Genomic DNA, 10,953 nt, shown 5'->3' with positions numbered 1-10,953 from the left:
TGTTGACCGTATACTCGACAAAGGTATCGTAATTGATGCATGGGTGAAAGTATCTCTGGTTGGGATTGAGCTGCTTTCCATCGAGGCAAGAGTAGTTATTGCTTCGGTTGAGACTTATCTCAAGTACGCCGAGGCGATTGGCCTCACAGCCAGTGCAGCTGCTCCGGCATAAGACTGATAGATGATTGAAGAGGATGCCCATGAGGCTGGAGCTTTTGATGCGCCGGCTTTCATGGGTGTACCGGTTTTAGAAGAAATTGAAGGAGAATCATCATGGGTAATCTGACCAATGATATGAACCGTTTGCGCGGGGAGGTTGATGCTTTGCGGGGTGCCCGTGGCGCGCTGGTGCAGGATTTAGCGCGTGGGAGCAGGGATCTGTCCTCAACGGTTTCAGCCATGCGGGCCGATTTTGCCGCTGCTCATGCCGCTATGGCCAAACAAACCCGTGGGGAGCGGGAGGCTTTTGTGGTTGCCGGGATCAATGAGGTGAACTCCCTGATAGGTGCCTTTTCAAGAGACCGGGCTGATATGGCTCTGAAGGGGACACATTACCGGAAAGTCTTTTTATCAGAAATGGGAATACAGGTTTTGTGCATGTGCAAAAATACTGCGGATGATCTGATGGGAGCCCGGCTTGTCTGGCGTGTCCGGAATCCGGAAAAGTTCAGGTTTGTTCCGATGAAGAAGGAGCCTGTGATCGTAAAATCCATATCGCACACGGTCGAAGCAGCAGTTAAGAAGACAGCGGCAGCGCCTGAGGTTAAGGTAGAAAAGCCGTCGGTTGTAACGGTGCCTGAGTTCAAGGAAAGCAAGCCACCGGTTACATTCAGGAAACCTGAGAAAGAAGAAGAAAAAGTGAAGACGATAGTAATGCCCAAAGAATCGGTGGCCAAAACACCCAAGGTTAAAACGCAGGTTCCTGCTTTTGCTTCTGTGGAAATTCCGAACCCAAAAGAGAAAAGTTGGCAGTATGGAAAGCCGACTAAAACTTTAATCAAGAGAAAACGGGATAAAAAATAATGTCCAGAGTTTTCCTGAACGGAAAAAGATTAAATTATACATTTCCGGTGTTTATATGAAAGGGAGGATGCCCAAGTCTGAATTCGGTGGTGTTTGCATGAGGAACTGACCTGTGACTTTTGCTTTGATCAGGGCAGAGATCCCTTCGATATAATTCTTTCTTTTCAATTTTAAACAGTGAGGATGGGTGTTGGGAAAATTCAGGAAGGAGATATAAATTTATGAACAAGAATGCCGTAAGAATTGTCAGTACATCAACCGCGCGCGAATTAGTTGGGGAAGACAGTGTTCAACCAGAGCCCAGCGATAGTTTTATCACTTCTCCCTATGTAGAACAGGTTGCACAGCGGGCTTTAGCTTATCTGGTGGCTGGTTATCCCGTTCATTTTTCCGGTGTATCAGGAACGGGAAAGACGACCATGGCCTTTCATGTGGCATCTAAACTGGGACGACCTGTCACACTGGTCCACGGAGACGATGAATTCGGCAGTTCCGATCTGGTAGGCAAGGATTCCGGATACCGTAAAAACAGACTGGTCGACAATTATATCCACTCGGTCCTGAAGACGGAGGAAGAAATGAAAAGTCTCTGGGTGGACAACCGTTTGACCACTGCCTGTGAGCGAGGGGAGATCCTTATTTATGACGAATTCAACAGATCCAAGCCGGAGGCCAACAACCCGCTTCTCAGTGTTCTTTCAGAAGGAATTCTGAATCTGCCTAAGCTACGCAGCTCAGGTGAGGGATACATGTCCGTGCATCCCGAGTTTAGAGCTATTTTTACGTCAAACCCCGAAGAATATGCCGGAGTTCATAAGACCCAGGATGCTCTGATGGATCGTATGATTACCATTCATCTGGAACACTATGACCGGGATACGGAAATCATGATTGTCAGGAAGAAATCGGGACTTCCCCGGATAGATTCCGAGCGGATCGTGGATATCGTAAGGGAATTGAGGAGCTTCGGGGTGAACAACAGTCGTCCGACAATTCGTGCCGGGATTGCCATAGGCCGGATACTTGCGTCTCAGAAGCGGCGTGCCCGTGGAGATGATGCTTTTTTTCAGATAATCTGCCGGGATGTGTTGGCTACGGACACCGCCAAGATTACTCGTGGTGGCCAACCGGTTATGACTCAGAAGGTAGAAGAAGTAATCAGCAAATTCTGCGGGTCAGTTAAAACGGCCAAGGAGAAAGTTAAAGAGGTTTGCCAATGACAAAAAAAATTTTGAGAGGTGTACAAAATCTCAAGACTCTAAGCGGTAGTGCGGATGAAAAGGCTATTCCTTACAAGGCTTATATGAAACTCAGTATTCTGGAGATGGAAAAGTTCCGTCGGGGAAAAGAGAGAGAGAGCGCTCAGGAAAGGATGCGTCATATCGATCAGCGCTTCGGGGACATCGAGGAGGAAAGGCAGAAAATTATTGCCACACTTGAATCCAACGGTAGTCGGCGGCTTGTGATGCCGGGCACTGAGAAGTCAGCGAAGGCGGTGTCCCGCAAAACGACAGGGCCGTTTAAAATCAAATACTAAAAAAAAGAAAGGACAAAAAATGAAGATAAATTGTCTATCTTGCGGGCATAATCTTGATCTTGATGAAGAGACTTACAGCGATTATGAAGGGCAGGTCAAGTGCTATGCATGTGGTGCCTTGTTGGAGATAAATCTGGTGGAAGGTCGAATCAGGTCTGTAAATATTTTGAAACAAAATAGATACGCTACCGCTGAGGCATAATCCTGACGGTTATTCCGGATAATTGCCTGTTTTTGCAAAGAATAGAATGAAGAAGTGATGTCAGGTGAAGCGATCCGGGTGCAAAAACGGGTATTGGTGTCGTAAACTCAAGAGTTGGGGCATGTCAGGGTCATTTATTCCGGGGAAGAAAATAGAATAAAGGGGAGATGGTAACATGGGCAGTAAAGAAACAAATAATGGGGGAAAATATCTTTATGCCATCATTCCGGCGGCAGTGGACAGGGAATACGGCGATATCGGCATTGACGGGGAGTCGGTTTATCTTATTACGGATAACCATGTTTCTGCGGTGGTCAGTAATTTCAGCAATGGGAAGATCCGCCCGGAACGCCGTCATATTGCGGCCCACCAGTCTGTTTTAAAATACCTTATGAAAGAAGAAACGCCGTTGCCTATAACTTTCGGCGTTATCGCAGAAGGGATAAAAGAGATCAAACGAATCCTGTCACTCAACCGAAAATCCTTTGCCGAACAGCTTCGCCGCGTACATAGCAAGGTTGAGATGGGATTAAGGGTCGCATGGGATGTGCCGAATATTTTTGAGTATTTTGTTAACACCCATGCAGAGATACGGGTGGCGAGGGACCAATTCTTAGGGAAAAGCCGTGTTCCCACTCAGGAAGACAAGATCGAAGTGGGGCGTCTTTTTGACCGTGTTCTCAAAGAAGACAGGGAGGAACTCACAGACAGAGTAGAAACGATTCTGTCTCCGGCCTGTTTTGAAATCAAACGTAATGTTCCCCGAATTGAACGGGATATTATGAACTTGGCTTGCCTGGTCGATAGGGAGGCGGTAGAGAAGAATTTTGAGGCGGCTATATTCGAGGCGGCTCGCGGATTTGACAATAATTTTTCTTTCGATTTCAATGGCCCCTGGGCTCCTCATAATTTTGTGGATGCTGAACTCTGCTCATCCTGATCCGTTTACCGGATGTAGTTTCATATACACCATTGACCCGATGGGAAGGAGGGTACAAATGTTCCTGATTGACGACATTGTTTTGGCACCTATGAAAGGCATCTTATGGATATTCAAGGGAATCAATGATGCAGTGGAAGAAGAACGGGCGAACGAGGCCGGGGACATCACTGCCAAGCTTAGCGAACTCTATATATTGCTGGAGACAGGACAGATGACGGAGGCGCAATTCGATGCCGAAGAAAAGGTCCTCCTTGACCGTCTCGATGCCATTAAAGAAAGGGTTGAAAATATGGAGGATGAGGAATCTGAGTAATAGGTTATTTCCACGAAAAAAGCGTCATAGAAAGAGAGTTTCTCCGGGGCTAAGTTGTGCCCCCTCAATTTGAAGGCTCTGGAATTTGAAACGCTTGCTTATTCCCATACATTTGGTTTTTCCTTACCACAATATTAGCTATCATGAAGCCCAAATTGGGCATTTGATATTCAATTGGAATGATCCAAAAGTGAGGTTAAAATGAACAAGCTCCTCACGAACATTAAATCTGAAGTTCCTAAGGATACTGATTTACGCAGTTGGGCCGAGAAGATCGCTCGGGAAAAAGTGCCTCGGTCTTCGGAAAATCAGGACAAACAGAAATGAGCTATCAGTGATTTATGCTAAGTCGATAGAGCCAGTTTCAAAACGTCCCATTTTGGCCGATCTCTGCGTTGGGCTCAAATTTCAATCCTCGAAATACTCAATGTATTCCTGCGGTTGAAATTTTCGCCCGCCTTGAGCTTGACCAAACTGAAACGTTTTGAAAGTGGCTCGATAGTTTTGTTTTAATGTTTTTTCGTGCATTATTTGAAAATCTTCCTCATAAGAATCAAACCGATGGCATTTTTGTACGTTTATTCCATTCCGATCCATAAAAATAAAATGAATGTCACCGCCTATTCCCAATCGCTTCGGTAAAGGCAATTTTAAATCTTCTTCACGTTGAAATTCCATCAGTTTAATAAAGCTATTAGGCAACTTGAAATTACTTTCAAACTCAAATTTTATGGCCGGTTTTATTCCAACGCCATTCAAAATTTCCTCAGGCATCCAGTTGTTATTTGAACGATAGGCATAACATACAAATATATCTCTGTTTTGTGAGTAGCCAAAATGATAAATAGTAGTTGATGAACCATTCATTTGCGGGTAATGTGCAGAAATCTTATGAAGGCAATCGGGTGTATATTGGTTAAGATCGTCAATGTCTGTTCCCAATATGTTGCTGCGAGCCTGTGCCATCCATTCAGAAACAAGCAACCCGAGTCCTGTACCTGTCACGATTGTATGCAGATGTGGCAGTAATATGAATTTTGTCATATAAGCGTAAGGTTTGCGATCGTCAGATTCTAATGAAAGAGTATCTATAGCTATACAAACATGATCCTTTTGAATTATGTAATTAAGTGCTGTCACGGTTTCACCTCAAAAATATAATTTTGAATTGAAGAACCGGAAATATTTATAAAGGTACTATTTTAAAATCCCTTTACTTTGCATGATGATAACCCAAAAAAATATGGGTTTTACCGGTTCCTTTTAAATAATATCTTAGGATTTTATGTAGTAATAAAAAGTTACATTACAAACAATGAATTATCCATATACTTTTGCCATACTAATATAAGACAACCTACAAATAGCATACAGATTTGCTGAATAATGATTTTTTTTATTCTTTTGGATGGACGCATAAGCACTCATAAACAAACAGAGCAGATTTATTACAATTATATTATGAAACTTGCTTAACCCGCTTCAGAATAAGGGATGATGTGGATATTTGCAATTTAGTGCGTCATGTCAATTTGAAATCAAGTGCCTCTCTTATTGTTTTTGCAATTTCTTTTATGCGGTATGGCTTTTTTATATATGCGTAAGCGCCACGATTTAAGGCTTGCTTTACCCTTTCTGTTTCAGAAAATCCGCTACAGATTATGACCTTCTGGTTTGGATTATTTTCAAGAATTTTTGTGCATGTTTCCAAACCGTCAATCCCCGGCTCCATGATCATGTCAAGCAGGATAATATCGGGAGTCTTTTTTTGAAGATATTCTAACGCTTTTTCTCCACTTGATACGGCTTCCACGCTGTAGCCCAGATATCCAAGCAGGCTTAAGGCAATATCCTGCTGCTCTTTTACATCATCAACTACAAGGACATTTTCTGAACCATAATAAGATTCAAATGAAAAATCTTCAGCTTCGATTTTTACGGGATCTCTGGTAACGGGAAAGTAAATATCGAACCGGGTTCCTCCTTCTTTCCTGTTTGTAATATCTATGTATGCTTTATGATCTTCAACAGTACCCCTGACTACTGTCATGCCAAGCCCGGTTCCGCTTCTTCCCATCTTCTTTTTTGTGTAAAAAGGCTCAAAAATTTTTGATCTGTCTTCTACGGAAATTCCAATTCCTGTATCCGACACGCTCAAAATCGCATAATCACCTCCCGGAATATTTTGAAACCCTTTGTAAAGCTGGTCCAGATGGAGGTTTTGTGTGGTTATAAGCACTTCGCCTTTCCCGTTCTGAATTGATTCACTGGCGTTTGCCATAAGATTCATCAGGACTTTTGTAATATGGAAAAAAGAACCCTGGTTGTTAAGAATGTCCTGCTCCAGATCCAGTTTATATATGATGTCAGAGTGATATTCCACCATTTTTTTATGCTCAGGAGTCTTAAGGTATTCGTTTACTATATGATTGAGGTTAACCGCCTCTTCTACGGTAACACCCCTTCTTGCAAGTGTTAAAAGATCCTGTACAATAGCAGCGGCCTTTTCACCGGATTTCATTATCTGCAAAAGAGGTTCTGCCATGGGATTGCCCGGGGGCATGTCAAGAAGAAGCAATTCAGGATATCCGACCAGGCCTCCAAGGATATTGTTCAGATCATGTGCCACTCCACCGACAAAAGTACCTATAGCTTCCATTTTTTGAGCCTGCTGAAGCTGCGCCTCGATGCGTTTTCTATCGGTGATATTTCTTGCAAAAGCACAACAGTATTCCTGGCCCTTAAACCGGACATAATTGAAATTTGCTTCAATAGGAAAGATCATTCCTGTTTTGTTGCTAAGCAACGTTTCTCTGGTAGCAGCTTGTTTGTCCTTAATATCTGTCCAGTGAGCGTTCCATGTATTCTTATTAGACTTAGGATTAACTAAATTTACATTTTTTAACTTAAGCTCATTAATCGTATATCCCAAAGATGTGCATGCTGCATTATTAGCATAAATAAATTGTCCTTCGGAATCAATCCAGAAGGCCATGTCTCCCATATGGCCAACGGCATATTGTGTAAAAAGAAGTGCATTATCTCTTTCCTGTATTTGCGCAAGCATATTGTTGAATCCTTCATAAAGTGTGCCCAGTTCATTGGAATATCGTGTTTCTACCCGGACGGAGTAGTCTTTTTCTGCTGATACCTTTTCCATTGTCTTCGAAAGTTTTAGTATGGGATCCGATATGCTTTTTTGAAGTTTAACAGAGAGAAAATAGGCCTGTACAGCACAAATACACAGAATTGCAGTACAGAAAATAATATTCCAGAATATTTGTGTATAAAGACTCGCCTGATTTGCGCACACATAGATTCCACCCTGGTATTCTTTCTCAAAATTAATTGCGCTAAACATACAGAGATGTTTTTTATGAAACATATATGAAGCGTCCATGTAGGTGGACCAGTTTGAATCAAATTCTAAAAATCCATCAAATTTCAAGAATTTCTCGGGGGCGGATGTTTTTCCCCCGATGTTTTCACGAAAATATTCCGCAAACAAGTTTCCGTTTACATCAGTAATACAGGCGTAACTAACATCGGGCTCTGTTTTAAAAGCAGATAATGTTTCTGTGGCAGCCTTTTGGTCTTTAAATATAATGGCTGCTTTGCTGTTTATTCCGATAGTATTTGCAAGAGTTGATAGTTTAGCGATTGCTGCGCGCTTAGATGAGATAATATTGGCTGATACAAAGCCAATAGATGCCGCAAAAAGAGAAATTATGCTTATAAACATAATAATGGCTATCAGTTTGTGCTTTATCGACAGGTTCTTGATTAATTGCATATCATCCTGTAATTCTTATATTAATGATTAATTTCTCTTGCCAGCGACAAAAGATCCGATCTGATTTTAAGACCGGACTCTTCTGCTGCCTTTAAATTAATATCAAAACGTATTTTATTTTCTACTTTTACAAGCCCTATTATGCCGCCTTTTTCTGTAAAATTTATCATATCGCTTATGGTAAGTATTTCTTTATGTTTTATAGTAGTTAATATGCCTGTGAGATTGTTTTGCTCAGAAGCGCTTATAAAAATAACATGGCAGTCCCTCATTTGTTTTGTGTTTGACAAAGTTTTGACGCTAAGCTTTTTACCCTTTACGGTTTTATCCTCAATAGCCATAAGTTCTTTAGCCACTTGATTATAGCCAAGTATGCCTATTACAAACAATTGGTTTGTTGCGGCATTATCAGTTGAGGCAGGCCATTCGACAAATTTGGCAAAATTATAAATAAAAGCAGCCTTCAGCTTGGATTCCATTGTTGATGCTTCTGACCCATAGCTTCCTGATATTGGGATCAATACAGATATCATCAGACTCAGGATAAAAAGAAATATATATTTTATTGCTCTATATGCCATATTATGAGCGAAATCCGCACTATAGTATTTAATTGTTGATGTAAAATCATTAAAATATGATACATATGCTGCTAAAAAAACCAGGTTATCTTAAGGTAAAACGTACGCTCCACCTCGGTTGTAGCAAAATCCATAAAGTCTTCCTTAAATTCCGCGTGTTGGCTGTCAAAAATATTCTGCCCTGCAATAGATAATTCAAGGTTATTTGTGGGTTTCCATCCCAAGCGGGCATCTATCATACAATAGCTGTCAATATTGAAAGTCCTAAGATCGTCAACATAACGAAGCCACAGGTCCAGCTCCAGATCCATGGGAAGATTCATGTAAGATCTAAAAGAGAATTGATGCTTTGGAGCCGAGGTTTCAAGAGTTTCAACAGTAGAACTTCCTATAGACTCCGTCAGGTTCATATGTAAAAAGGAGTACGCCGGTTTGATTTTCCACCATAAAAGTGGTTTCCATTCCGCAGATGCTTCTATGCCGTAAGTATGACCTTGAGTTTCATTACGAAGAATAATAGGTACCACCATGTGGGGTGGAAGAGGAGAGTCTTCAGAATATGCAGATGTATAATCCAAATCAGATGATCTGAGATTTTCATATTTATTATAGAAAGCGGCTATATCCATGGAAAGTGTTTCGCTTATCTGATTTCGATACCCTATTTCATAGGCATACAGGGTCTCGGATTTGAAATCATCGTTGCTAAATGTTGATACAATCATGGGAAGACCTGATGTATTTGGAAAAACACCGGGGGGGATTACATTAAGATTAGTGCGCGAATCGTGTTCGACTCTTGAAGGCGTTCTCACTGCCTTTGAAAACGACGCCCATATTGAGTTTTGTTTATCCGGAGTCCAGAGTGCCCGGATATTGGGCTGGAATTCAAAACCGCTATAGTCATTGTGTTCAAACTTTGTGCCAAGGGTAAGACGAAGATAATCTTGAACTATTGTGATATTATCCTGAATAAATACGCTTAAAAGGTCATCAGTGCGACTGGCAGGGTCAACAGATATCATAAATGAAGATTCTATATCATCATCTATAATCCGGTACCCAAGACCCCATATGATTTCATGTTTTTCCCAGGGAATAAATCTGTGTTGAAAGTCCAGATCATATGTATCTCTTGTAATATTGAGTACAGGCTGCTGTTGTCTTGTTCTGTCATAATATATCTGTAGTTTGATATCCGATTTGTTCGATAAAGTCCGGTTCCACCGTGAAAGAAAGTTTACGCCATCGGATTTTGCGACTTCATTAAAAGTGTTCGAATAGGGTGCTGTTAAAGATTCAATAGTAATTGTCTGGCCTGCATCGACACGGTAGCTATTTCCCTCAAACATAAAGGAATCCGCAGCTGTTGGGTTCCAATCCGTTCGAAATCCTAATGTGCAAGTATCCCAGTCATCTGCTGCATCATGACCCGATACAAATTTAGATTCATCCCTGTCGGAATATTTACCAAAGATGCGGTAGTGAGCGTTTTTGCCAAGCGTATCTCCGGAACGAAAATTTATAAATCCTCTCTCTTCCTTTCCGGCTCCGGTGCTAATGAGCGAGCCGGTTGTATCTTTGGTGTTTTTGGTAATGATATTTATAACGCCGTTTACGGCATTTGCCCCCCATAATGCGGCGCCAGGCCCGCGGATTACTTCTATTCTGTCAATGTCTTCAAGAAGAGTATCCTGAATATCCCAGAAAACACCGGAAAAAAGAGGCGAGTAAAGCGTACGTCCATCCATCAATACAAGCAGCTTGTTAGAATAACGGCTGTTGAATCCACGTGAAGATATGGCCCACTTGTTTGCATCAATTTTGGCAACCTGTAAGCCTGGAACCATACGCAAAGCCTCGGCAATAGAGGTCACCCCGGAGCGTCTTATATCTTCCTGTGTTATAACAAAAGCTGCTGCTGCGGTATTTGCTATTGTCTGGCTTTTTCTGGAACCCGTGGTAATTTCAATTTCCATAAGGTCCCTGATATTTAGTTCTGTCAGGTCGGTGGAGGATTTTGAATCCGCATCATATATTCCAGCTAATATTGTGCCAGGTAAGAAAGCTAAATAAAAACATAACAAAACCTGAATGAATTTGTGATTTAAAGATCTGTTTGCATAATTAATCATTTTCCTGAAACGAAAGTAAGCTTTTTCCATATTCTATTATTATCCCAAAATAAAAACGTTGCTGATTTATGACAAGCCATAGGTTTTGACTTGAAATCCACAATTAGTATGCCAGCAGAATAAATTGAGACAGTATATGGATGGAATTATTTTAAATTGCAATATAACATTATAAGTTTTTTTTTGAATCTATGAAAATTTGGAATCCCGGCACCCACAATTATTTGGGTGGCAGATAGAATATGATCTTCGGTGATTCCTTTATTAATCACGTCACGAATACGATGTGAGCCGCCATCTGGAGCAATTGTTGCGGTTTTACTTCCGCAGCATAAACACTTTCCGATGGCAATAGCGTTTTCGTGAGAAGCTGTCTGAAGATGAAGCGATGCGGGAGTGGAATCGGTATTTATAGCGTAAGCGATT

The 10,953-nt window shown here is 41.5% G+C and carries 12 protein-coding genes; 7 read left to right on the top strand and 5 right to left on the bottom strand.

All coding sequences use genetic code 11. The features are described 5' to 3' along the window. From gvpA to KKC46_09020, 7 genes are all read left to right on the top strand, one after another. A partial coding sequence (gene gvpA / locus KKC46_09050; protein MBU1053962.1) for a gas vesicle structural protein GvpA occupies nucleotides 1-172 on the top strand: 172 nt, incomplete at its 5' end. Nucleotides 173-273: 101 nt separating this feature from the next. Next, nucleotides 274-1,023: a hypothetical protein gene (locus KKC46_09045; GenBank protein MBU1053961.1), complete on the top strand. Its 750-nt coding sequence runs from the start codon at nucleotides 274-276 to the stop codon at nucleotides 1,021-1,023. Between the two features lie 221 nt (nucleotides 1,024-1,244). After that, nucleotides 1,245-2,243 carry a gas vesicle protein GvpN gene (gene gvpN, locus KKC46_09040; protein MBU1053960.1) on the top strand — a complete coding sequence of 333 codons (999 nt, stop codon included), beginning with the start codon at nucleotides 1,245-1,247 and terminating at the stop codon, nucleotides 2,241-2,243. Next, nucleotides 2,240-2,560, top strand: coding sequence for a hypothetical protein (locus KKC46_09035; protein ID MBU1053959.1), 321 nt, complete (start codon nucleotides 2,240-2,242; stop codon nucleotides 2,558-2,560). Before gvpN ends, KKC46_09035 begins: the two co-directional genes overlap by 4 nt. Before the next feature lie 19 nt (nucleotides 2,561-2,579). Continuing rightward, a complete protein-coding gene (locus tag KKC46_09030) occupies nucleotides 2,580-2,762 on the top strand; it encodes a hypothetical protein (GenBank protein MBU1053958.1) in 183 nt (60 codons plus the stop codon). A 175-nt stretch (nucleotides 2,763-2,937) separates the two neighbouring features. After that, nucleotides 2,938-3,702 (top strand): GvpL/GvpF family gas vesicle protein, encoded by a 765-nt coding sequence (locus KKC46_09025; GenBank protein ID MBU1053957.1) that lies wholly within the window; start codon nucleotides 2,938-2,940, stop codon nucleotides 3,700-3,702. Nucleotides 3,703-3,760: 58 nt separating this feature from the next. Then, nucleotides 3,761-4,018 (top strand): gas vesicle protein GvpG, encoded by a 258-nt coding sequence (locus KKC46_09020; GenBank protein MBU1053956.1) that lies wholly within the window; start codon nucleotides 3,761-3,763, stop codon nucleotides 4,016-4,018. 408 nt (nucleotides 4,019-4,426) lie between these two features. On the opposite strand, the gene KKC46_09015 is transcribed toward KKC46_09020, so the two are convergent. The 5 genes from KKC46_09015 to KKC46_08995 all read right to left on the bottom strand — a co-directional run. Further along, nucleotides 4,427-5,158: a hypothetical protein gene (locus KKC46_09015; GenBank protein ID MBU1053955.1), complete on the bottom strand. Its 732-nt coding sequence runs from the start codon at nucleotides 5,156-5,158 to the stop codon at nucleotides 4,427-4,429. 382 nt (nucleotides 5,159-5,540) lie between these two features. After that, nucleotides 5,541-7,811 (bottom strand): response regulator, encoded by a 2,271-nt coding sequence (locus tag KKC46_09010; protein ID MBU1053954.1) that lies wholly within the window; start codon nucleotides 7,809-7,811, stop codon nucleotides 5,541-5,543. A 20-nt stretch (nucleotides 7,812-7,831) separates the two neighbouring features. Then, nucleotides 7,832-8,290 carry a YfiR family protein gene (locus KKC46_09005; protein MBU1053953.1) on the bottom strand — a complete coding sequence of 153 codons (459 nt, stop codon included), beginning with the start codon at nucleotides 8,288-8,290 and terminating at the stop codon, nucleotides 7,832-7,834. Nucleotides 8,291-8,463: 173 nt separating this feature from the next. Then, nucleotides 8,464-10,557 (bottom strand): TonB-dependent receptor, encoded by a 2,094-nt coding sequence (locus KKC46_09000; protein MBU1053952.1) that lies wholly within the window; start codon nucleotides 10,555-10,557, stop codon nucleotides 8,464-8,466. Between the two features lie 116 nt (nucleotides 10,558-10,673). Continuing rightward, nucleotides 10,674-10,953, bottom strand: a 280-nt coding sequence (locus tag KKC46_08995; GenBank protein MBU1053951.1) for a hypothetical protein, incomplete at its 5' end; no start/stop codon positions are given.

This window comes from Pseudomonadota bacterium (assembly GCA_018817425.1).
Classification (GTDB): Bacteria; Desulfobacterota; Desulfobacteria; order Desulfobacterales; family RPRI01; genus RPRI01.
The sequence above is the reverse complement of the archived record's forward strand: the minus strand, read 5'-3'. Positions and strand labels throughout refer to the sequence as shown.

Bases quoted from the DNA above. Each gene is read 5' to 3' on its own strand.
- KKC46_09045 (MBU1053961.1), top strand. From the start codon at position 274: ATGGGTAATCTGACCAATGATATGAACCGTTTGCGCGGGGAGGTTGAT.
- gvpN (MBU1053960.1), top strand. From the start codon at position 1,245: ATGAACAAGAATGCCGTAAGAATTGTCAGTACATCAACCGCGCGCGAA.
- KKC46_09035 (MBU1053959.1), top strand. From the start codon at position 2,240: ATGACAAAAAAAATTTTGAGAGGTGTACAAAATCTCAAGACTCTAAGC.
- KKC46_09030 (MBU1053958.1), top strand. From the start codon at position 2,580: ATGAAGATAAATTGTCTATCTTGCGGGCATAATCTTGATCTTGATGAA.
- KKC46_09025 (MBU1053957.1), top strand. From the start codon at position 2,938: ATGGGCAGTAAAGAAACAAATAATGGGGGAAAATATCTTTATGCCATC.
- KKC46_09020 (MBU1053956.1), top strand. From the start codon at position 3,761: ATGTTCCTGATTGACGACATTGTTTTGGCACCTATGAAAGGCATCTTA.
- KKC46_09010 (MBU1053954.1), bottom strand. From the start codon at position 7,811: ATGCAATTAATCAAGAACCTGTCGATAAAGCACAAACTGATAGCCATT.
- KKC46_09005 (MBU1053953.1), bottom strand. From the start codon at position 8,290: ATGGAATCCAAGCTGAAGGCTGCTTTTATTTATAATTTTGCCAAATTT.
- KKC46_09000 (MBU1053952.1), bottom strand. From the start codon at position 10,557: ATGGAAAAAGCTTACTTTCGTTTCAGGAAAATGATTAATTATGCAAAC.